The following is a 20,305-nucleotide window of genomic DNA, read 5'->3' on the forward strand; positions in this document are numbered from 1 at the left end:
TTTTTTGTCCGGTTTTTTGTCCGATTATTTGTCCAATCTTGCTGCCGAAGGGGTTGCCGATGTGTCGATTGTGGAGCCTGCGGTGAGCCCGCAGCTGGTGCCGGCCGAGGTCGAACTAAGCGCGATCCGCGCCCAGGGGCCGGGCGGCCAGAACGTCAACAAGGTCTCGTGCGCGGTGCACCTGCGCTTCGACATCGGCGCCTCGTCGCTGCCCGACGCGATCAAGGAGCGGCTGCTCGCGCTGGCCGACCAGCGCATCACGCGCCACGGCGTGCTGGTGCTCAAGGCGCAGCAATCGCGCAGCCTCGAGCAAAACAAGGAGGACGCGCTGCGGCGCCTGCAGGAACTGATCGACAGCGTGGCCGTGGTGGCGGCGGTGCGCAGGCCCACGCGCCCGACCCGCAGCTCGCAGCGCAAGCGGCTCGACGGCAAAGCCTCGCACGGCCAGACCAAGGCGCTGCGCGCGAAGATCAGCGACTAAGGAGCCGTGAATATACGAGTGTGACAATTGGGCGGCTTTGGCGGATTGCGATGCAAGGCGCGAGAAGGAGTCATAGCAAACTATGGCGACGACGAACAACGCGGCAGCGCGCCCGCCAGGGCCAATCCAATTGTTACAGTTATTTTTGAACGACTCCTAGGCTTCGCCCACTAAGCGCTGAATTTCCTCCTGTAACCAACCGAACTTTCCCGCCGCGTGTTACCGAACACTGCAAATCCATCCGCTTTCCGTGTCTGGCCTCCTTATCGGCGACGGCGTGTCACCAAACTTTGAAGTCGAGCCCCTTCCCGTCCGGCGTCCGGTGGCACACGAAATATATGTTGACCGTGCACCAGAGCGCGAGCAGCACCAACGGATTTGTCTGGAAAAGTACGTCGGCAATGAGCATCCCTATCCCGCTCCCGAGCATCATTTCCAGCATCAACCTCAACCCAGTAGGGGCGGCGAGCTTGAGCCGCAATCCCTTCCCCAAAAATTTCGCCATAGCCAAACCTCCTGTAAACACTACAAGTTCCAGTCGCGTGTTACCGCGCCTGGCCCTTCGCGGAGCTGACGATGGGACCGAGCACCCATTCCTACAGCTTCCTGCGATCCTGTTGAATGTCGGCCTCCAGCGTCATGCCCGGCTTGAACTTTACCGTCCTGCAGTAGGCTTTCGAGGGCTTTCTGGAGCGGCAGTTGGGCGCTCAAATCGGCTTCCACCTGGGCGAGGGCGCGCTGCATAAAACCCTGCTTCGCAAGCTCGGCGTAGCTCTGCAATTTTTCCTTTATTCTAGAGTTAGGCTGGAGGCTGTATTTGCGCCTTCACATCAAATCATTCGTATCAAAATCAAATCATTCCATCCGAAATCATCGCCACATGAGTTGGGGTTGGACCGGACCTCGGTGCGCGGTTTTAGCGCAGGCGAAAACCCGGACTGTTGGAAGGGCAGCCCAAATAACTTGCTGGCGGAACGGTTCATCGTTGCCCCGATTACGGGGGGCATTCGGCTTGAGGCACCACGCTTGCATGAACGCCAAATAAGGGACATTTGCGAGCCAACTGGTGCGGTTGCCTTCTGCTGCGAGCGGCTGCACAGGCTCGAGTACCGACAATCAGACATGTAACTTGACCGTTTTCAGGTTGCGATCACACCTTGGTGTTCGGGGCACTGCTCCTTACGGGGGTTGACGCGCCCCTTCGGCGCGCCGCACCGACATCAGCTTGTCGATATCGACCAGGATCAGGCGCCGTTCGGGGACGCCGCAGTACACAATCAAGCTGATCTGGCCGGCCTCGAGCGCCACCACGTCGCTCACGGAGTCGACCGCCGCCCAACCCGCAGCTCACAGCGCAAGCGGCTCGACGGCAAAGCCTCACACGGCCAAGGCGCTGCGCGCAAATGTCAGCGACTGATCTTCGATAGGTATGCAGCGGGAGCGTCTTGATTTCTATAATCTTGTCGATGGCCCGCAACGTGGAGGAAATGGTGCGGCCGCGCGGCAAGCCGGGCGCACCCAAGGCTCACTTCAATGGCGCAGGCGGCTTAGCGGGCTTAGCCCGCTTGCTTGAGTGGAGCAGGAACCAGACGGTGAGGCCGTATAGCAGTACCGCTGCCCATGCCGGCAACAACTCGCCGTACACGAGCTTGGAAATGCCCACGCCGATGGCGGGACCAAGCAGCGCGTACAACACCATCTTGCGGCGGCTCGCATAAACGGGAGGTCGGTTCATGGCCACCCTCATTGACTGGAATATTGTTCGATATACCAGTCGGACTTGTTTTCACCGCCGGCGCCGCCAGTCATTTTCGAGGCGCCAAAGCCGGCGCCGCCGGTGCCGGAGGCGCTGCCGAACTTTTGCAATAGGTCGAGCCCGCCACCGCAAGCCGATCCTTCCAGCGACTCCATGGATACAACGTGCATGAGGTATTCCTTCGTTAAGAAGCTTCAAACAATCCGGCGCGGCGTCATCGCGCCGTCCGGCCCCTCGCTAAGCTAATTGAAGGGATCGATGCCCGAGTCGCGCACACCGCCGGAGCTTAGGCCGCTTTTATTTTAGAGTTAGTCTGGAGGCTGCGTTTGCGGCTTCCCATCCGGTCTTCAGTCTTTTCCCCATAAGCCGAAGATGAAAAATTGGGCACCCCAATTGAAAAGGCCCGCGAAACCGGCGGGCCTTTTGTTGTGTCAGCGGCGTGGCGGCTTGCCGTAGATGTCCTGCCCGGCCTCGTTGATCTGGCGCCGCAGGTCGGCCCGCTCGCTCGGCGTCAGGCGGCCCTTGCGACCCGAGTCGCCGCCCTGCTGGTCCTGGGCGCGGCGCTGGTCTTCTTGGGCGCGGTCGGCCTGGCGCTGTTCGAACTGGCGCTGGTTGTCGACCTGGCGTTGGTCGTACTGGCGCTGTTGCTCGTAATGGCGCTGCACATTCTGGCGCTGCACGTCCTGGCGCTGCTCGAATTGGCGCGTTTCGCGCTCGGGCGCGCGCTGGGGCGCGTAGTACTGTCGCTCGGAGCGCGCGTCGCGCTGCCCCTGCTCCTGGCGCGGGCCGTCGCGCTCCTGGTCGAAAGGCCCGGCGACGGCGGCCGACGCCACCGCAAAGCCGAGCACACAGCCCGCGACTGCGGCGCGGACGAACGAAAAACGGCGATGCGAATTTGCGCTTTTGGCTGCGGCGATTTGATTGAGCGCGATATTCATGGTGTTCCTCTTCCGTGATGCCTTGTAAACAGATAAGCTTGTTCCGCTTTAACCCAGTGTATGACCATTCACCTTCAGGTATAAGACCAATTGGGTAAAGTTTGTAACACAATGTAATGCCTTGTAGCGAGTCGCCACCTTGCGCGCGCCTAGACGTTACCATAGCAACATGCATATGACAAACTTGACTGCGATATGACCACTCAATCGAACCAGACCACGGGCGGCAATACAACGCCCACGCCCGCCAGCGGCCACGCCTCCAAGATCATGGTGGTCGACGACGACGTGCGCCTGCGCGACCTGCTGCGGCGCTACCTGACCGAGCAGGGTTTCGCAGTCACCACCGCCGAGAACGCGACCGCGCTCAACAAGCTGTGGCTGCGCGAGCGCTACGACCTGCTCGTGCTCGACCTGATGCTGCCGGGCGAGGACGGCCTGTCTATCTGCCGCCGCCTGCGCGGCGCCGGCGACAAGACCCCGATCATCATGCTCACCGCCAAAGGCGAAGACGTCGACCGCATCGTCGGCCTCGAGATGGGCGCCGACGACTATCTGCCCAAGCCATTCAACCCGCGCGAACTGGTCGCCCGCATCGGCGCCGTGCTGCGCCGCAAAGGCCCCGACGAGATCCCCGGCGCGCCGTCCGAGACCCCGGCCTCGTTCGAGTTCGGCCAGTTCGTGCTCGACCTGGCCACGCGCACGCTCAAAAAGAACGGCGAAACCGTGCCGCTGACCACCGGCGAATTCTCGGTGCTCAAGGTGTTCGCGCGCCACGCGCGCCAGCCGCTCTCGCGCGAGAAGCTCATGGAACTGGCGCGCGGGCGCGAATACGAGGTGTTCGACCGCAGCCTCGACGTGCAAATCTCGCGCCTGCGCAAGCTGATCGAACCCGACCCATCGAGCCCGCTGTACATCCAGACCGTCTGGGGCCTCGGCTACGTGTTCATCCCCGAAGGCCAGCCGCGCTAGTGCGCAGCGCCGCCGCAACCGCGTCCAAACCGGTCCGCCTGTCCTGGCTCAGGAGCGGGCTGTTCTGGCGCACCTTCCTGCTGCTCGGGATCCTGACCACCTTGTCGATGGCCTCGTGGATCGGGATGATCAGCATGGTCCAGCGCGGACCGCAGGCGCAGCAGATCGCCGCCCAGGTGATCTCGGTGGTCACCATCACGCACGCCGCACTGACCCACTCGGCGCCCGACCTGCGGCGCGAACTGCTCTTTGAACTGGTCAGCAACGAAGGCATCCGCATCTTCCCGCTCGAGCCTTCCGACGAGGTCGGCCCGCCGCCCGACAATACGCTGATGGGCGACATCGAGGCCATCGTCAAGGCCAAGCTGGGCCAGGACACGCGCTTTTCGGCGCGCGTCAATGGCGTGGCCGGATTCTGGGTCAGCTTCAAAATCGCCGGCGACGAATACTGGCTCATGCTCGAACGCGAACGCTTCGAGGGCCTGACCGGGTTCCAGTGGCTTGGATGGGCCGGTCTGGTGGGCCTGCTCTCGCTGCTGGGCGCGGCCATCATCTCGAGCCTCGTCAACCTGCCGCTGGCGCGCCTGGCGGCCGCCGCGCGCGCGATCGCACAGGGCCGGCGCCCCACACCGCTGCCCGAAAAAGGGCCGCAGGAGATCCTCGAGGCGAACCGCAGCTTCAACCAGATGGTCGACGACCTGCAGCGCGTCGAGTCCGACCGCGCCGTCATTTTGGCGGGCATCTCGCACGACCTGCGCACGCCGCTGGCGCGAATGCAGCTCGAGGTCGAGATGGCCAAGCTGTCGATCGAGGCGCGCGACGGCATGCAGTCCGATATCGCCCAGATGGACGCCATCATCGGCCAGTTCCTCGACTATGCCAAGCCGACCGATGCGGCGTCGTTCGTGCCGGTCGACGTCGGCGCGCTGTTGACCGACAGCGCGCACGAGGCCGAGCGCATGCTCGACGTGCGCGTCACGGTCGACATCGGCGACCGGGTGCACGTGATGGGCAACCCGACCGATCTGCGGCGCGTCTTCAACAACCTGGTCGAGAACGCGCGCCGCTATGGCAAAACGCCCGACACCGAGCTGTGCGAAATCGACATCCGCTGCCACCTGCGCACCCTCGCGCAGGGCGAGCGCGTGGTGATCGAGGTGCAGGACCACGGCCACGGCGTGCCCGACGACCAGATCGACCAACTGCTCAAACCGTTCACCCGCCTCGACAGCGCGCGCGGCCAGGCCAACGGCGCCGGCCTTGGCTTGGCGATCGTCGAGCGCGTGGTGAGCCGCCACAACGCCGAACTGAACGTGCGCAACCGCGAAGGCGGCGGCCTGCTGGTCCAGATCCTGATGCACCCACTTACTTGAAGCCGGCCCGAGGATCGACATGCACCTGCCCGACATGAATCTACTCCAATACAGCGAAGTCGAAAAGGCGGCCCAGCGCCTGCATGGCGTGGCCCACCGCACACCCGTGCTGACCTCGCGCACGGCAGACCAGGCGGCAGGCGCGCAGCTGTTTTTCAAGTGCGAGAATTTGCAGCGCATGGGCGCTTTCAAGTTCCGCGGCGCCTACAACGCGCTCGCCAAATTCAGCGCCGAGGAGCGCCGCGCCGGGGTCCTGACCTACTCGTCTGGCAACCACGCGCAGGCCATCGCGTTGTCGGCCAGCCTGCTCGGCATGGGCTCGACCATCATCATGCCGCACGACGCGCCCGAACTGAAGGTGGCCGCCACCAAGGGCTATGGTGGCGCAGTGATCAGCTACAACCGCTACACCGAAGACCGCGAAGAAATCGGACGCCGCCTCGCGCGCGAGCGCGGCATGACGCTGATCCCACCGTACGACCACCCGGATGTGATTTGCGGCCAGGGCACGGCGGCCAAGGAACTGTTCGACGAGGTCGGCCAACTCGATGTGCTGCTGGTGTGCCTCGGCGGCGGCGGCCTGCTGGCCGGTTCGGCGCTGGCCGCGGCGGCGTTGAGCCCTTCGTGCAGGGTGATCGGGGTCGAACCGGAGGCCGGCGACGACGGCCTCCAATCGCTGCGCGCCGGCCGCGTGGTGCATATCGCGGTGCCCGACACAATCGCCGACGGCGCCAAGGTCACGCACCTGGGGGAGCACAACTTCGCCGTGATCTTGCGCCATGTGGACGACATCGTCACCGTCTCGGACGCGCAACTGGTGGCGACGATGAAGTTTTTCGCCGAGCGCATGAAGATGGTGGTCGAGCCGACCGGCTGCCTGGCCGCCGCCGCCGCGCTGCACCACGTGCTGCCGCTCGAGGGCAAGCGCGTGGGGATTCTGATTAGCGGCGGCAATGTCGATCTGGCGGCGTTCGCCAAGTTAGTGGGCTGATTCCAATAAGCGCCGACGTTTAGCTCATAGGTTTATACACAAGTCATGTCCCTTCGTCGCGTAGCGCTTGAAGCGTCAAAGCGGCAATCCGCACTTCCTGCAGGCCCTGCCAAATTGTCTTCACGCCAGGTTCGCCATCGCTTTTGCGTCCAAGAAATCCACCGACCCGTGCAACCATGCGCACCATCTCGTTCAGGGTAGGTGAATCTGGCTTGGGCTGCTTCGTGAGCAGATAGGCGCCGCGAATTTCGTCGGGGTCGAAGAAGTTGCGCGCGTCGAGATCTGGACAGGTGCGTCCCAAACGCATCAGGAACGCGATGCGCCATGCCACGACCATGAACAGCGCCAAGGCCCGTTCGATTTTTTCAATGTGCCCCAGTTGCATGGTCTCGACCTTGCAGCCGTTCTTGAGGACATGGAAGTAAATTTCTATTTCCCACCGCGCGCAGTACCATTCGACCAGTTCGACGACCTCGTCCAATGTCGTGGCGCTGCGGTTGGTCAGCAAGCGCCATTCGACTGCTTCGGAGCCCACTGGAGTATCGATCTCGCGCGCGATAATGCATGTCGCCTTGACCGTGGTCGCGCGTCCGGCCGGCAAGTCGACCTCTTTAGCCCACAGTTGCTGGCGTACCTTGCGCCCTTTCTGCGTTCCGCGCGGTCCCATCATGAAAGTGATCTCGCCCAGTGGTTCGCCCGCCGTCGTCGTCGACCACAACTTGCCACCGTCAGGCAATGCGCGGTTCGTCTTCGCACGCACCAGCCAGTCCGCTGGCGTGCCTGCGTCGTGTGCGCACTTCATCAATTCGATCATGTCCGCTTCGCGGTCGGCTACGTACACCAATCGAGTGCCTGGCATCTCGGCCGCCATTTCGGCTACGCGCGCATAGCCTTCCGGCCACCGAATGCTCTCTTTCATGCCTGGCCGCACGCCGTCTGCGTCACGCTGCTCGCGCGCCCACATCCACGCGTCCACAACCCCCAGTGGCAAGCGCTCCGGCGTTACCGCGTAGGTCGGATGCAGGTACATGCCGCGTTGCGATTCGTAGCTGAGCGGACCAAGGCCGGTGATCTGCTGGCCGTTATAATTCAACTCCGTTGAATCCTGGATGCACAAGACGACAGGATGCTTTGTCATGCGAATTTGGGTTTGCTCCCAATGTGGCGCCATAATGTTGCGCCATTCGACCGCTTCGTTCTCCAGGAAGCGGTAGGTAGCCATCGTTTCGCTCCAGCCACCACATCCCTGTGGGATGCTTGCGCTCAGGTTGGTCATAAATTGCTCGACTATCTTCCTTGCCCGTTTGTCGAGACGAGCATCTCCAAGGTCCAGGTTTTTAAATTCAACATCCATCCATTGCGTCGCTTCGGTCATAATATTGATGAGCAAAAGACAAGAGTAAACCTGAAATTCTCAAAGTTTACAATGCCTTTCGGCAATTGTTGCGAGTAAACGACAATTTTGGAATAGTTGCTGTATTTGCACCGTTCCGCAACATTGAAATGTGTATAAACCTATGCGTTTAACTGCCATGCGTCTTCGGCTGACGTCAAGGCAAGCAACGCTCCAGACTACGTGATTGGGAATTGGTGATTCGAGCCGATCGGCTGGCAGGGCCGCTCTCGTTTTCCTGACTTAAGGCATATAACGGGGAAATTGTTATTCCCCGCCACTTCCCGATCGCTTGCTTGGCGAATGCCGCGACGCGCCGGCAACCGGCGCTCAATCCCCGCCGCCACCATCTCCGCCGCCATCGCAACTGTCCGAATCCGAAGAAGTACGATCGCAGTTGTTTGCGGTACTCGACTGCATGGGAGCGAAGCCACCACCGCCATCGCCAGAACTGGGCGTCGCCTCAGAGGCTGAGAGTTTTTCGGGCGTGTCCGAGCAGCCCGCCAGAAAGCGGCAGATCGAGGCGCAAAGCACAGCCATAGCGGGCTATGGCGAGCATTTGCAACGACGAACTGGCGCTTTCTGGCGTGCTGAGCGGGCATGATCGAAAGACTCTCAGCCTCTCAGTGCTTGAATTACTATACCGGCGATACAGGTGATGAACGCCGAGTGGGCCCAAAACCAAGCCGCTTCCCAAGATGATCGAAAACATCGTCGTTCTCCCTGTTGAAAATAACAGCGGGTGCAGGCAACTGGTGAATTTCCGAACCGCCGTTTGCGCATGTTAACACGGAGGGCTAAATCGCGGCCACCGATTTATGACGGCAGTTTAAAAGCGTCAATGCATTGGAAACGGCCGCGCCGGATGCAGTATTATCGAATATGCACCATACAGTCCTTCCCGCCACATTATGGACGGCGATATCGCGCGCCATGGCGGCCAAATAATCATCTGGGTACGAGGAGTAATAGACCCTTGGATTGCCATGCAGGCGCGCGTAAATCGTATCGGTGGTCGGCACGTGCGCGCCGGCTTGCCCCTTGGGCGGATCGGCAATCACCCGCACAATCGCATGCGACCTTAACAAATCGGTCGCGTCTTCGCCAAACCAAGAAGGATGCCTGGCCTCGCAGGCAAGCTCGCATGGGAACGCGCGTGCCAGCAAATTGAAGAACGAATCGGCCACGGTACTGTCGAACTGCAGACTTGGCGGCAATTGCACCAGCACGCAGCCAAGCTTCTGTTCCAGGCCGGCGGTTTCGGTGGCGAACTTCCGCAGCGGTTCTTCGCACTGCGCGAGCCGCAGTTGATGGCTGATGGTTTTAGGCAGCTTGACCGAAAAGCGGAACTTGGAAGGAACCGAATCGGCCCAGCGCGCGTAAGTCTGGATCTTGTGCGCCCGATGAAATGAGAAATTGATTTCGAGCGTGTTGAAAATCGACGCGTAACGCTCCAGATGGCTGCCTTCGGCTGGAAACGCGGCCGTCGCCTCGGACGGAATGGACGCACCTGCGCAGCCAAGTTGTAGCATGCCGTCTTGATGCTTTCGACCTTCCATTTCCCACCTTTCCAGTCGCGTTTATCCGGGTAAAATATTACAAGAAATTTAATAATGGCCGGCGCACGCCACACTTAGCAAACGGCCCGCCGAACCCCGACATAAGGCAGCAAGCGATGCACAATGTAGTCCTACTTGGCGATTCGATCCTCGACAACGCCGCCTATACCGCCGGTGGCCCGGCCGTCATCGCGCATGTCCGGCAACAGCTTCCGCCGGGTTGGCGCGCCACATTGAACGCGGTCGATGGCGCGACGACCGACGACCTCCAGCCCCAGCTCGCGTCGCTTCCACCGGATGCGTCCCATCTCTTGCTGAGCATTGGAGGCAACAATGCCTTGCTCTGCCAGGACATACTGGAAACGCCAGTAACGTCGAGCGGCGAGGCTTTGCTCCTGTTTTATGCGCTTGCGCAAGATTTCGAGCTCGCGTACCGGGGCGCTGTGCAGGACTGTCTCAAGCGCAATCTGCCGCTTGTGGTCTGCACGATCTACCACGGAAATTTTCCAGACCCGGACTATCAACGACGCGTTGCGGTCGCACTAACCGTGTTTAACGATGTCATAATCAGGATCGCAGTTGAGATGCGCCTCAAAGTGATCGACCTGCGCTCCATCTGCAACTGCGCAGACGACTACGCCAATCCGATCGAGCCGTCAGGATCGGGCGGAGCCAAGATTGCGCGCGCGATTGTTCTCGCTGTCACTGAACCCGCTTCCTCTGCACGAGGCGCCAACGTCGTTGCAAACTAGCAGCCTGGAATCGAAGCGAAAATTCGGCTGGGCGAGGACAGATTGCGACGATTTTGAAGGTCAATAGTTATTCTATTGACCAAAAAAGCGGCGAAATTTGGACCGCCAGGCGGATTTGCAGCCGATTTCCTTTAAGTCCGACAGGCTGCCAGGACTCCCAATCATGGACACCATTTGGTCAACAACCGAAAAGAAGGTCGCAAAACGGGCGTTTGACGAGGCCCTCGTAAGGGAGTGCGCCGCACTGATCGAAAGGGCAAAAGTGCTTGCCGAAAAGGCTGAACAGCCGGACGACATATGGGCACTTAACGACTACCTCACAGAGCAGCGGGATTTGATTTATCAAAAGTACGACGACCACTATTCGCAGCTCATTTTCGTATTTGCACAATTGTTGTATCAAAAATGGATCGGAGAACAAGACATCGAAGGGCTCAGCGAGGAGAAACTCCAAGCCATCCGTTTTATGGCCGGGGGCCTTCAGTGATACCCCTCCCCCGCCTTGATCTTGCCGCGGAACAGCCAGAACACGAGCACCGTGTAGGCAAGTATCATCGGCAGCAATATGGCCGCGCCCACCAGGAAGAATAGCTGCGACCCCGGGTGCGCTGCGGCCTCCCAGATCGTCATCGCGCCCGGCACCAGGTACGGGATGTTCGACAGCACCAAGCCAGCGAAGGCGAGCAGAAAAATACCGACCGCCGACGCGAACGGCAACACATCGCGCCCGCCCCGAATCCCGCGCCAACACAGCCAGGCGAGCAGCGCCGTCGCTACCGGCACCTGAATCAGGAAGAAGATGTTTGGAATGCTGAACCAGCGCTCGGCGATGCGCGCGAATTGCAGCGGCGTCCAGACGCTGACGAGCACGATAAAGCCTAGCAGCGCCAGCAACAAGGGCACCCCCATCTCGCGCACCTTGCGCGCGAGCTCGCCTTCGGTCTTCATCATCAGCCAGGTCGCCCCCAGCAAGGCGTAGCCGGTCACGAGGGCGAAGCCGCACATCAGCGAAAACGGCGTGAACCAATGGAACGGCCTGTCGGCGAACTGGCCGTCGCGAATCTCGAAGCCCTGCAGCAGGCCGCCCAGAATCAGGCCCTGGGCAAATGCCGCCAACGCCGAGCCGGCCGCGAACGACAGGTCCCAGGCCCGGTGGTGCGGCTTCGACACCCAGCGAAATTCAAACGCGACCCCGCGGAAGATCAGCGCAAGCAACATCACGATGACTGGCATGTAGACCGCCGGCATGATCACCGCAAAGCCCTTGGGAAACGCGGCCCACAGGGTCACGCCGCCCAACACCAGCCAGGTCTCGTTGCCATCCCAAAAGGGCGCGACCGAATTCATGATCTGATCGCGCTCGCCTTCGTCGGGGAAGAAGGGAAACAGTATCCCGATGCCGAGGTCGAAGCCGTCGAGCACGACGTACATGGCGACGCCAAAGCCGAGCACCAGGGCGAGAATCACCGGCAGCACCATCGACGGTTCGCTCATATCGGCTCCTTGTCGACCGGGCGTCCGCCCGCAAGGGGGCGGTTGGGCAGGGTTTCGGGGCCGGGCAGCGAGGGCAGCGGCCCCTTGTTGATCATCTTGTTGATGTACCAGATACCGACCGAAAACACCACGAAGTACACCAGCACGAACAGTGCGAGCGAGGTGAGTACTTGCGCCGCCCCGACCGGCGAGACGGCGTCGGCGGTGCGCAGCACGCCGTAGGCGATCCATGGCTGGCGGCCGATCTCGGTGACCATCCAGCCGGCCAGCAAGGCAATGAAGCCGAGCGGCCAGGCGCGCGCGAGCGGCTTGAGGAACCACGTCGATTGCGGCAACCTGCGCCGCCACATGAGCAGCACCCCGACGACGCCGATGGCAATCATGAGCAGCCCCAACCCGACCATCAGGCGGAACATGAAAAACACGGGCACCACCGGCGGCCGGTCGGCGGGTTTGAAATCGCGCAGGCCCTTAAAAAGCCCGTTCCAGTCGTGCGTGATGATCAGGCTGCCCAGCTTGGGTATCGACACCTCGTACAGATTGCGTTCGGTCTTGGCGTCGGGCCAGGCGAACAGCACCAGCGGCGCCGGATGCGCACCGTCCCAATGGGCCTCGATCGCGGCGATTTTTGCGGGCTGGTACTTGAGCGTGTTGAGGCCGTGCAGGTCGCCGACCAACGCCTGCAACGGCGCCAGCACGGCCAGCATGCCGAGCCCCATCTTGAGCATGGTGCGCGCCTCGGCCTCGAAGCGGTGGTTCAGCATGTAGCGCGCCCCCGTCGCGGCGATCACGAGCGCGGTCGTCAGGTAGGTCGCGATCATCATGTGGGTGAAGCGGTACGGGAAGCTCGGGTTGAAGATGATTTGCAACCAGTCCACCGGATAGGTGATGCCGTTTTCGATCGCGTAGCCGGCCGGCGTGTGCATCCAGCTGTTGGCGGCGAGGATCCAGAATCCCGACAGTGCCGTGCCGAAGGCGACCACGACCGACGCGAGCGTGTGCAGCCATGGCGGAAAGCGGTTCCATCCGAACAGCATGATGCCCAGGAAGCTCGCCTCGAGGAAGAAGGCGGTCAGCACCTCGTAGGCGAACAAGGGGCCGAGGGTGTTGCCGATTATTTCGGAGAAGCGGCTCCAGTTGGTGCCTATCTGGTATTCCATGACGATGCCCGAGACCACGCCCATGGCGAACGAGACCGCGAATATCTTGGTCCAGAATCTGGCCAGCGTGTGGTAGTGGTCGCGCCGGGTGCGCAGCCACATGATTTCGAGCGTGGCGATGAAGGCCGACAGCCCGATCGTGAACGCCGGAAACACAATGTGGAAGGCCACCGTGAATCCAAATTGAATCCGCGCGAGCAGGGTCGCGTCGATGCCGGCAATGGTTTCCACAGGTCCTCGCAGACTGGCGTGTCAATGCGGTGCGGCTTTGAGCTGGACCCGGTCGCGGTCGAAATAGCTTTTAAAGCGCGCAATGTGCCCGCTCTGGTCGAATTCGAGCAAGGTTACGCCGTCGTAGTCTATGGGCTGCCCGTGCGGGCCGGTGCCGCTGGAATGCCAGAACAAGCCGGCCGAATGGTCGTTGACCGTGACCTCGAAAAATTCGGAGTGGATGGTGCCGAACGTGGCGCCGTAGGCGCGCCAGAAAGCGGCGATGTGGTCGCGGCCGCTGCACCCGCGCCCCCCGCGCTCGAGGATGGGATTGCTCAGCTGTGCGTCGCCGGAGAAAAGTTCGGCCACGCCATCGACCGCGTTGTCTTGGCCCTGCTCAAGCTGTTTCAGCCGGGCGATGAAGCGCCCTGCCGCTTCGCGTGTTTGTTCGGCATTCATGTGGGGGTTCCCGCATCCGAGGTGGGACCGGGACGAACCGGTCTAGACCTTTTTGGATCACGGTCGGCGCACGAAAGTTCGCGCCTCCGGTTAGCCCCGAATCCTATTTCGCGTTCGCCACGCGCCGCAGTTCGGCCTTGAATCGCGGCTTGCCGTCGCGCTCGAGATAGTAGGTCATGGTCGACGCGTCGGCCGACAGGCTCAGGGTCCAAACGTTGGTCGACGCCGCCGGAATCAGCTCGGCGGTGTGGGCGTCGGCCAGGAACGATTGCGCCAGCGTGGTGCCGCCATCGGATGCCAGCCCGCCGTACATGGTGACCGCGTCGGGCGTGCCGTCGGCATGGCGATGGTCGTGCTTGAGCGTCAAGCCGGTGCGCTCGTTGCGGATGATCCAGGTGCGCGAACGGTCCTCGCCGACCAAAAATGGAATGCGGATTTCCTCGGGCTTGCAGGCGGCGATATGGGCCACCAGTTTTTTGCCCGCAAAGCTGTCGGCCGGGTCCCGCGGAAAAACCGACGCGCCCTCGTAGGTGGCGCCGCACAATTTTCCGAGCTGCGCGAAAAACGCGCCTTGCGCCCGCGCCGCCTCGGGCGGATGCGCAGTGGCCTGCAGTGCCGTCATTGCCAATGCGCCGAGCGCGATTTTGAACATGGTCATGTGGTTTTCCAAAGTGGTTGTGTAGCCGACCATATGCGGCCCCGCAGAAAATGTCAACATGCTAAAAAATTCCGCTCGCCCGGAAAAAATGCGCGCTTGGGCGTACTGCCCAGCAGATTTATGAGCAACATCGAACAAAAAACCGTTGCGGACCTGTAGACTCAGGCTTATGAAGCATACGACAAAAATGGCGGGCGCCGCCGGCATCCTCAGCGTGCTGTGGCTCAGCCTCACGGCGGCCGTGGCGGCGAGCCAGCGCCGGCTGCTGTTCAATCCCAAGATCAAACGCGAAGTCGACCGTCCGCGCAGCAGCGGCCACCGCACCCGCCCCATCGTCCTGCGCACCGCGGACGGCACCAAGCTGTCGGGCTGGCTCATGACGCCGTCGGTCATGGGCCCGCATCCCGCGGTGCTGTATTTTGGCGGCCGCTCCGAAGAGGTGTCCTGGATCGCGCGCGACGCCGGCAAGCTGTTTCCCGGCATGGCCGTGTTGGCCGTCAACTACCGCGGCTATGGCGATTCGCAAGGCGACCCGGCCGAGCAGCACATGATCGACGACGGCCGCATGTTGTACGACTGGCTGGCCGAGCGCAGCCATGTCGACCCGGAGCGCATCGCCGTGGTCGGGCGCAGCCTCGGCTCCGGCGTCGCCGTCCAGATCGCCATGGCGCGCCCGGCGCATTCGGTGGTGCTGATCACCCCTTACGATTCGATCCTCGCGATCGCCAAGCGCCGCTTCCGGGCGGTGCCGGTCGAGTACGTGCTCAGGCACCGTTTCGAATCGATCAAGTACGCCTCGGCGCTCAAGGCGCCAACCTACGTGCTGCGCGCCGCCACCGACGACGTGGTCCCCCATTCTCACACCGACTTGCTGGTCGCACAGCTGGCCCAATTGCACTCCGACGAAACCATTCCCGATTCGGACCACCTGACCATCCCCTATCTCGAGTCGACGCAGGAGCGGATCGCGGCGTTCCTGAAAGCCCGCTTCGCCATCGCCGCGCACCAGGCCTGAAAGGCTGAGGCCGCGCCGCCAGGCACCGACAGAGGCCCTACTTGTCGAGTTCCGGGTAGTGCCGGAAGATCCCCTCTTCGTTGAATGGAATGCGGCGCTTGGAGGCCAGATAGGCGGCTATATTGGGCCGCGCGGCAATGCGCCCGTGCAGGTCGACCAGTCCGGGGTAGCCCGGTTCGATGCGCGCCATCGACCTGGGAAAGGCGTAGCGCAAGCCTTCGAGCAACTGGAACATCGACAGGTCGACATAGCTGAGCCGGCTGGCAACCATGAAACCGCCACGGCGCGACGGCTCGCGCAACACGCGCTCGAAATAATCGAGGAACTTGGGCACGCGGTTGGCCAGGAATTCGGCGGCGCGCCGCTTCGCCTCCTTTTTCTGGTCTTCGTAATAGAGCGAAACGGCAACCGGATGGTGGGTGTCGTGCACCTCGTTGACGAGATCGGCGATGGTCAGTTGCAACTGGTGGGTCCAGAGCCGGCCCTCCTCGGTGCGCGGCGCCAGCCCGTGCCGCGCGCCAAGGTACAGCAAGATATTGGCGCTTTGCCCGATAGCCAGTTCGCCCGCCATCAGCACCGGCGGCGCGAAGGCGGCGGGCGTGGCGGCGCCGAGCACGGCCAGCATCTTGGACACGCCGTTCTTTTGCCGCGCGACATCGACGTATTCGGCGCTGGCCTCTTCGAGCGCCAGGCGCACGAATTCGCCGCGGCCCTGGATGGTGGGCCAGTAGTAAAGTTGGTAGACCATCGCACGCTTCCAGACATGACGTTCACATACTGTAGCGCCCCTGCGCTTTTTGGCTTGGACGCCTGACAAGCGTGACACCCTGCTCCGCCCATGCAAGGCAGCCCGAAAACATCTCATTTCAGGAGGGAGAAAAGCTGAGGGAAATTGCTATCGCCATCGGGGGATCGGCGCTTATCGAACCGCGGCCATCTGGCAGATGGCCGGTCCGATGCGTATCCGGTCTTACTCGTGGGGCTTGGTGATTGGCCCCTCTTTGAACAGCTTTTCCTTGAGCTCCTTGTCGAGCCGCGGATCGCGCCGGCGGATCCACTCGAGCAGCATGGCCGCGTGTTCTTTTTCTTCGTCGCGGTTATGCTCGAGCAGCACGCGCAGTTCGGGATCGGTGCAAGCCTCGCAACGCTGGTTATACCAGTCGACCGCCTCGAGTTCCTCCATCAGGGACTGGATCGCGCGGTGCATGTCCATGGTCAACGTCGACAGTTTTTCTATCGGTTCGTGAAAGCCTTCGTTCGCCATCGTATTCTCCAAATTGATTTAATATGCCATGCGGCGCGGGCGGAACCCTGCCCGGCACAAGCTAAAAATCATCATAGCATCGTTAGTCAAATAACCATCGTTCGCAGTCGTGCGCGGGTGCAATGCCCGGAATCGTTCACCAAACCGGCCTCTTCCGCAAACATTCGCGAGCTGGGGGATAATCATGGATTGCCATGTCACCAACCCGAGGCCCTGATGCTCAATTTCGACTTTTACAACCCAACCCAGATCCTGTTCGGCAAGGGCCAGATCGCCGCCCTCGCCAAGCTCATTCCGGCCGACACCCGCGTGCTCTTGCTGTACGGCGGCGGCAGCATCAAGCAAAACGGCGTCTTCGACGAGGTCATGGGCGCACTCGCGGGCCACGAGGTGCTTGAGTTTTCGGGCATCGAGCCCAACCCCAGCTACGAAACGCTGATGCGCGCGATTGAGCTCGTCAAGCGCGAGAACATCGGCTACCTGCTCGCCGTCGGCGGCGGCTCCGTCATCGACGGCACCAAGTTCGTCGCCGCCGGCGCCCTGCTCGACGAGGACCCATGGTCGATCTTCGACAAGCGCTCGGCCAACGTGCTGTCGGCGCTGCCCTTCGGCGTGGTCCTGACGCTGCCGGCCACCGGCTCCGAGATGAACAGCGGCGGCGTCGTCACGCGCCGCGCGACCCACGAGAAGCGCTCCTTCGCCAGCCGCAAGCTGTATCCGGCGTTTTCGATCCTCGACCCGAGCACCACCTATTCGCTGCCCACGCGCCAAGTCGGCAACGGCGTGGTCGACGCCTTCGCCCACGTCATGGAGCAGTACCTGACCTACCCGGTGGGCGCCAAGGTGCAGGACCGCTTTGCCGAAGGACTGCTGTTGACGCTGATCGAGGAAGGCCCCAAGGCGCTGTCCGACCCTGAGGACTACGACGTACGCGCCAACGTCATGTGGTGCGCCACGCTGGCCCTGAACGGCTTGATCGGCGCCGGCGTGCCGCAGGACTGGGCCACCCACATGATCGGCCACGAACTGACCGCCCTGTACAACCTCGATCATGCGCAGACGTTGGCGGTCATCCTGCCCAACATGCTGCGCCTGCGCAAGGAGGCCAAGCGCGAAAAGCTGCTGCAGTTCGCCGCGCGCGTGTGGGACCTGCACGGCGGCGACGAAGACACCCGCATCGAAGCGGCGATCACCCGCATGGAGCAGTTCTTCGAGCAGATGGGCGTCAAGACGCGCCTGGGCGACTACGGCCTGAAGGCGGACCACATCGACCAGGTGATCGCCGCGCTCGAGGCGCACCGCATGGTCAAGCTGGGCGAGCGGCGCGACGTCACGCTTGATGTCAGCCGCAAAGTGCTCGAAATGAGCCTGTAGCGACGGCAGTCGCGACGGTGGGCGGCGGTGGTGGCCGCGTTCGTGTTAAAATCGTACTTCGCTAGGGGTCCTGGAACGAAAGTTCTTGGTGAGAAATACCCTTCGTACCTGATCTGGATAATGCCAGCGAAGGAAAGCGCAAAGTTGTTCCCACCTTTGTATGCTAATCCCCACGTTGGCTCCGGCTTATTTAAGCAACGCACCGCAACGGCGGCGCGTAACACGAGCAAACCATGTTAAACCCACACCTTAAGCACTCCCTGATCGCCTGCGCCATCTTGCAGGCATTCGCCGCGCCCGCCCTGGCGCAAAACAGCCAGCAAACCATGCCCGAAGTGGTCGTCAGCGCGAACCGCATGGTGGCGCAAGAAAGCGCCAGCGTCGGCGGCTTCTCCGACGAGCCCCTGCTCGAAACGCCGGCCTCGATCACCGCCATCGGCCTCGAGCGGATGCAGGAACTGAACATCCGCCAAAGCACCGATGCGATGAAGTTCGAAGCGAGCGTGAGCGACTCCTACAACGCGGTCGGCTATGCCGAACAGTTCTCGATCCGCGGCTTCGCGCTCGACAACGCGAGCAGCTACCGCAAGGACGGCATCGCGATCCCGAACGACACCGAGATCCCGCTCGAGAACAAGGAACGCATCGAGGTGCTCAAAGGCCTGGCCGGACTGCAGGCGGGCATGGCCTCGCCGGGCGGCATCGTCAATTACGCGGTCAAGCGTCCGACCGCCTCGCCGCTGCGCTCGATCAGCGTCGACATCTCCGACCGCGGCAGCTTGTACGGCGCGGCCGACCTGGGCGGGCGCTTCGAGGACAAGCGTTTGGGCTACCGCCTCAATGCGGCGCTCGAAAAAATGCGCCCCTACGTCAAGGGCGCCGATGGCGAGCGCCAGTTTGTCTCCGGCGCGTTCGACTGGCAAATCACGCCGTCCGCGCTGCTGCAACTGGACGCGGACTTCCAGCACAAGGCGCAAATCACCGCGCCCGGCTACCAGCTCATTCGCAACGAGGCGCTGCCGGCAAACGTCTCGGCCAAGACCTTGCTCAATGCGCAGCCGTGGTCCAAACCGGTCGACACCAAGAGCAGCAACTTCGGCCTGCGTTTCGAGTACCGCTTCGCCAACGACTGGCGCGCGACGGTCAACATGAACAAGCATAAATTCGAGCGCGACGATTTTGCGGCCTTCCCTTATGGCTGCAGCAACGAAGGCAATGGTTACTACCCCGGCTTTTGCAGCAACGGCGACTACGATGTCTACGATTACCAGAGCGTCGGCGAGAAAAAATCGCCCTTCGGCGCGCAGGCGCTGTTGCAAGGCGCCTTTGGAACGGGCGCATTCAAGCACAAGCTGACGCTGGGCGCCTCGCTGGCCAAACGCAGCGATTCGTTCGGCAACTATGTGTACGATTACGCCGGATCGAGCAATATCTATAACAATGCGGCCGTCGCCCCGGCGCCCGGCAATCCGACCACCGGCCCGGTTTTCGAGCGGCGCCGGAATCAGGAAAACGCGATCTTCGTGCAAGACATCGTGACCTTGTCGGACCAGCTCAAGCTGCACACCGGCCTGCGCCATGTCGAAATCAAACGCCACGAATACGATGACGACCTCGGTGCCTACATCGACGCCAGCCGCGACTTCGTGCTGCCCAGCGTGGCGCTGGTATACATGCCCGCGAAAAACTGGTCGGTGTATGGCTCGTTCGCGCACGGCATGGAACTGGGCGGCATTGCGCCGATGGGAACGACGAACCAATTCCGTCCGCTCGATCCAAACCGCTCGAAGCAGCTCGAATTCGGCCTCAAGGGCGTTATCGACAACAACACGAGCCTGAGTGCCGCGCTGTTCCAACTTAACCGCAGCAATGAATACACCGACTACACGGTCCCCCAGGGCACCTACATCAGCAATGGCGAGCGCACCCATCGCGGCCTCGAAATGGCGGCCCAGGGCAGCATGAGCAAGGACCTGAAGTACAGCGTGTCGCTGATGGCGCTCAAGACGAAGCAAAGCGGCACCAACGATCCGACCATCGATGGCAAGCGCGTGGCCAACGTACCGGCATTCAAATCGACCTCGCTGATCGAATATGCGGTTCCGACGGTGGCCGGCTTGAAGGTGCGCGGCATCTGGCAATACGCCGGCAAGAAGGCCTTCGATGTCGAGAACAAGACCTTCGTTCCCGGCTTTAGCGTGTTCGACGCGCATGCATCGTATGACACCAAGTTGGCGGGCATGGCGGTGACCTTGCGCGCCGGTGTCGACAATGTGTTCGATAAATTCTTCTGGCGCGATGTGACCCCGGAACTGGGTGGCTATCTGCTCCCCGGCGCGTCGCGCAGGATGTTTGTATCGGCGCAGTTCGACTTCTGATAGAGGCTGCCTGGCAAAGGGGGGAGGCGTTGGCGCCTCCCCCTTTTTTTTGGACGGGGTAGAATCGTGCTATCGATT

23 protein-coding genes and 1 riboswitch are annotated in these 20,305 nt (G+C 61.9%); of the genes, 10 read left to right on the plus strand and 13 right to left on the minus strand.

The genetic code is table 11. From position 1 onward, the window contains the following. Positions 1-82: 82 nt before the first annotated feature. On the plus strand, positions 83-481 hold the full coding sequence (gene arfB, locus C7C56_RS03940) for an alternative ribosome rescue aminoacyl-tRNA hydrolase ArfB (protein ID WP_229458043.1): 399 nt from the start codon (positions 83-85) through the stop codon (positions 479-481). A 280-nt stretch (positions 482-761) separates the two neighbouring features. Here arfB and C7C56_RS03945 read toward each other — a convergent pair whose 3' ends face one another. Next, on the minus strand, positions 762-986 hold the full coding sequence (locus tag C7C56_RS03945) for a hypothetical protein (RefSeq protein WP_106756192.1): 225 nt from the start codon (positions 984-986) through the stop codon (positions 762-764). Positions 987-1,180: 194 nt separating this feature from the next. Between C7C56_RS03945 and C7C56_RS27905 the strand changes: the two genes are divergently transcribed. After that, positions 1,181-1,609 carry a hypothetical protein gene (locus tag C7C56_RS27905; protein WP_146204270.1) on the plus strand — a complete coding sequence of 143 codons (429 nt, stop codon included), beginning with the start codon at positions 1,181-1,183 and terminating at the stop codon, positions 1,607-1,609. Positions 1,610-1,660: 51 nt separating this feature from the next. On the opposite strand, the gene C7C56_RS28585 is transcribed toward C7C56_RS27905, so the two are convergent. The 4 genes from C7C56_RS28585 to C7C56_RS03955 form a co-directional block, all read right to left on the minus strand. Next, positions 1,661-1,801, minus strand: a complete 141-nt coding sequence (locus tag C7C56_RS28585) for a hypothetical protein (protein WP_181373014.1) — start codon at positions 1,799-1,801, stop codon at positions 1,661-1,663. 205 nt (positions 1,802-2,006) lie between these two features. Further along, the gene (locus tag C7C56_RS03950; protein ID WP_146204271.1) at positions 2,007-2,216 is read right to left on the minus strand and encodes a hypothetical protein; all 210 of its coding nucleotides are present in this window, start codon (positions 2,214-2,216) and stop codon (positions 2,007-2,009) included. Between the two features lie 8 nt (positions 2,217-2,224). Next, positions 2,225-2,407: a hypothetical protein gene (locus tag C7C56_RS27910; RefSeq protein WP_146204272.1), complete on the minus strand. Its 183-nt coding sequence runs from the start codon at positions 2,405-2,407 to the stop codon at positions 2,225-2,227. A 261-nt stretch (positions 2,408-2,668) separates the two neighbouring features. Next, complete coding sequence (locus C7C56_RS03955; protein WP_106756194.1) at positions 2,669-3,175, minus strand: hypothetical protein; 507 nt, start codon at positions 3,173-3,175, stop codon at positions 2,669-2,671. 270 nt (positions 3,176-3,445) lie between these two features. On the opposite strand from C7C56_RS03955, the gene ompR reads away from it, so the two are divergent. The 3 genes from ompR to C7C56_RS03970 are packed head-to-tail and all read left to right on the plus strand — an operon-like array spanning position 3,446 to position 6,511. Then, positions 3,446-4,147 (plus strand): osmolarity response regulator transcription factor OmpR, encoded by a 702-nt coding sequence (ompR, locus tag C7C56_RS03960; protein ID WP_229458088.1) that lies wholly within the window; start codon positions 3,446-3,448, stop codon positions 4,145-4,147. Beyond that, positions 4,147-5,520, plus strand: a complete 1,374-nt coding sequence (locus tag C7C56_RS03965) for a sensor histidine kinase family protein (RefSeq protein WP_229458050.1) — start codon at positions 4,147-4,149, stop codon at positions 5,518-5,520. The genes ompR and C7C56_RS03965 overlap by 1 nt, the downstream gene beginning before the upstream one ends. A 19-nt stretch (positions 5,521-5,539) precedes the next feature. After that, the gene (locus tag C7C56_RS03970) at positions 5,540-6,511 is read left to right on the plus strand and encodes a threo-3-hydroxy-L-aspartate ammonia-lyase (protein WP_106756196.1); all 972 of its coding nucleotides are present in this window, start codon (positions 5,540-5,542) and stop codon (positions 6,509-6,511) included. Between the two features lie 43 nt (positions 6,512-6,554). Here C7C56_RS03970 and C7C56_RS03975 read toward each other — a convergent pair whose 3' ends face one another. Both C7C56_RS03975 and C7C56_RS03980 read right to left on the minus strand, forming a co-directional pair. Further along, positions 6,555-7,895: an IS4 family transposase gene (locus tag C7C56_RS03975; RefSeq protein WP_441295166.1), complete on the minus strand. Its 1,341-nt coding sequence runs from the start codon at positions 7,893-7,895 to the stop codon at positions 6,555-6,557. Positions 7,896-8,701: 806 nt separating this feature from the next. Next, positions 8,702-9,463, minus strand: a complete 762-nt coding sequence (locus tag C7C56_RS03980) for a DUF72 domain-containing protein (RefSeq protein ID WP_219933099.1) — start codon at positions 9,461-9,463, stop codon at positions 8,702-8,704. Between the two features lie 116 nt (positions 9,464-9,579). Between C7C56_RS03980 and C7C56_RS03985 the strand changes: the two genes are divergently transcribed. Beyond that, positions 9,580-10,215, plus strand: coding sequence for an SGNH/GDSL hydrolase family protein (locus C7C56_RS03985; RefSeq protein WP_106756197.1), 636 nt, complete (start codon positions 9,580-9,582; stop codon positions 10,213-10,215). Positions 10,216-10,378: 163 nt separating this feature from the next. Beyond that, positions 10,379-10,702 carry a fluorescence recovery protein gene (gene frp, locus C7C56_RS03990; protein ID WP_146204273.1) on the plus strand — a complete coding sequence of 108 codons (324 nt, stop codon included), beginning with the start codon at positions 10,379-10,381 and terminating at the stop codon, positions 10,700-10,702. Here the strand turns inward: frp and cydB are convergent. The 4 genes from cydB to C7C56_RS04010 form a co-directional block, all read right to left on the minus strand. Next, on the minus strand, positions 10,696-11,694 hold the full coding sequence (cydB, locus tag C7C56_RS03995; RefSeq protein WP_219933100.1) for a cytochrome d ubiquinol oxidase subunit II: 999 nt from the start codon (positions 11,692-11,694) through the stop codon (positions 10,696-10,698). The two genes, frp and cydB, sit on opposite strands and share 7 nt — an antisense overlap. Before the next feature lie 11 nt (positions 11,695-11,705). Then, positions 11,706-13,100, minus strand: a complete 1,395-nt coding sequence (locus C7C56_RS04000; RefSeq protein WP_229458052.1) for a cytochrome ubiquinol oxidase subunit I — start codon at positions 13,098-13,100, stop codon at positions 11,706-11,708. Between the two features lie 21 nt (positions 13,101-13,121). After that, a complete protein-coding gene (locus C7C56_RS04005; protein WP_106756200.1) occupies positions 13,122-13,538 on the minus strand; it encodes a nuclear transport factor 2 family protein in 417 nt (138 codons plus the stop codon). A gap of 103 nt (positions 13,539-13,641) precedes the next feature. Then, the gene (locus C7C56_RS04010) at positions 13,642-14,196 is read right to left on the minus strand and encodes a hypothetical protein (RefSeq protein WP_146204274.1); all 555 of its coding nucleotides are present in this window, start codon (positions 14,194-14,196) and stop codon (positions 13,642-13,644) included. A gap of 169 nt (positions 14,197-14,365) precedes the next feature. Here C7C56_RS04010 and C7C56_RS04015 point away from each other — a divergent pair, with 169 nt between their 5' ends. Then, on the plus strand, positions 14,366-15,211 hold the full coding sequence (locus C7C56_RS04015; protein ID WP_106756202.1) for an alpha/beta hydrolase: 846 nt from the start codon (positions 14,366-14,368) through the stop codon (positions 15,209-15,211). A gap of 37 nt (positions 15,212-15,248) precedes the next feature. On the opposite strand, the gene C7C56_RS04020 is transcribed toward C7C56_RS04015, so the two are convergent. Further along, positions 15,249-15,959 (minus strand): glutathione S-transferase, encoded by a 711-nt coding sequence (locus C7C56_RS04020; RefSeq protein WP_106756203.1) that lies wholly within the window; start codon positions 15,957-15,959, stop codon positions 15,249-15,251. A 222-nt stretch (positions 15,960-16,181) separates the two neighbouring features. Further along, a complete protein-coding gene (locus tag C7C56_RS04025) occupies positions 16,182-16,475 on the minus strand; it encodes an encapsulin-associated ferritin-like protein (protein WP_106756204.1) in 294 nt (97 codons plus the stop codon). A gap of 216 nt (positions 16,476-16,691) precedes the next feature. On the opposite strand from C7C56_RS04025, the gene C7C56_RS04030 reads away from it, so the two are divergent. Next, positions 16,692-17,849, plus strand: coding sequence for an iron-containing alcohol dehydrogenase (locus tag C7C56_RS04030; RefSeq protein ID WP_106756205.1), 1,158 nt, complete (start codon positions 16,692-16,694; stop codon positions 17,847-17,849). A 53-nt stretch (positions 17,850-17,902) separates the two neighbouring features. Further along, positions 17,903-18,001: riboswitch (TPP riboswitch) on the plus strand. Positions 18,002-18,082: 81 nt separating this feature from the next. After that, positions 18,083-20,227 (plus strand): TonB-dependent siderophore receptor, encoded by a 2,145-nt coding sequence (locus C7C56_RS04035; protein ID WP_106756206.1) that lies wholly within the window; start codon positions 18,083-18,085, stop codon positions 20,225-20,227. Positions 20,228-20,305 lie beyond the last annotated feature (78 nt).

It is taken from the genome of Massilia glaciei, from assembly GCF_003011895.2.
GTDB lineage: Bacteria > Pseudomonadota > Gammaproteobacteria > Burkholderiales > Burkholderiaceae_D > Telluria_A > Telluria_A glaciei.

Coding starts and splice junctions, on each gene's coding strand:
- C7C56_RS03945 (WP_106756192.1), bottom strand. CDS start 986: ATGGCGAAATTTTTGGGGAAGGGATTGCGGCTCAAGCTCGCCGCCCCT.
- C7C56_RS03950 (WP_146204271.1), bottom strand. CDS start 2,216: ATGAACCGACCTCCCGTTTATGCGAGCCGCCGCAAGATGGTGTTGTAC.
- C7C56_RS27910 (WP_146204272.1), bottom strand. CDS start 2,407: ATGCACGTTGTATCCATGGAGTCGCTGGAAGGATCGGCTTGCGGTGGC.
- C7C56_RS03955 (WP_106756194.1), bottom strand. CDS start 3,175: ATGAATATCGCGCTCAATCAAATCGCCGCAGCCAAAAGCGCAAATTCG.
- ompR (WP_229458088.1), top strand. CDS start 3,446: ATGGTGGTCGACGACGACGTGCGCCTGCGCGACCTGCTGCGGCGCTAC.
- C7C56_RS03970 (WP_106756196.1), top strand. CDS start 5,540: ATGCACCTGCCCGACATGAATCTACTCCAATACAGCGAAGTCGAAAAG.
- C7C56_RS03980 (WP_219933099.1), bottom strand. CDS start 9,463: ATGGAAGGTCGAAAGCATCAAGACGGCATGCTACAACTTGGCTGCGCA.
- C7C56_RS03985 (WP_106756197.1), top strand. CDS start 9,580: ATGCACAATGTAGTCCTACTTGGCGATTCGATCCTCGACAACGCCGCC.
- frp (WP_146204273.1), top strand. CDS start 10,379: ATGGACACCATTTGGTCAACAACCGAAAAGAAGGTCGCAAAACGGGCG.
- cydB (WP_219933100.1), bottom strand. CDS start 11,694: ATGGTGCTGCCGGTGATTCTCGCCCTGGTGCTCGGCTTTGGCGTCGCC.
- C7C56_RS04005 (WP_106756200.1), bottom strand. CDS start 13,538: ATGAATGCCGAACAAACACGCGAAGCGGCAGGGCGCTTCATCGCCCGG.
- C7C56_RS04010 (WP_146204274.1), bottom strand. CDS start 14,196: ATGACCATGTTCAAAATCGCGCTCGGCGCATTGGCAATGACGGCACTG.
- C7C56_RS04015 (WP_106756202.1), top strand. CDS start 14,366: ATGAAGCATACGACAAAAATGGCGGGCGCCGCCGGCATCCTCAGCGTG.
- C7C56_RS04020 (WP_106756203.1), bottom strand. CDS start 15,959: ATGGTCTACCAACTTTACTACTGGCCCACCATCCAGGGCCGCGGCGAA.
- C7C56_RS04025 (WP_106756204.1), bottom strand. CDS start 16,475: ATGGCGAACGAAGGCTTTCACGAACCGATAGAAAAACTGTCGACGTTG.
- C7C56_RS04030 (WP_106756205.1), top strand. CDS start 16,692: ATGCTCAATTTCGACTTTTACAACCCAACCCAGATCCTGTTCGGCAAG.
- C7C56_RS04035 (WP_106756206.1), top strand. CDS start 18,083: ATGTTAAACCCACACCTTAAGCACTCCCTGATCGCCTGCGCCATCTTG.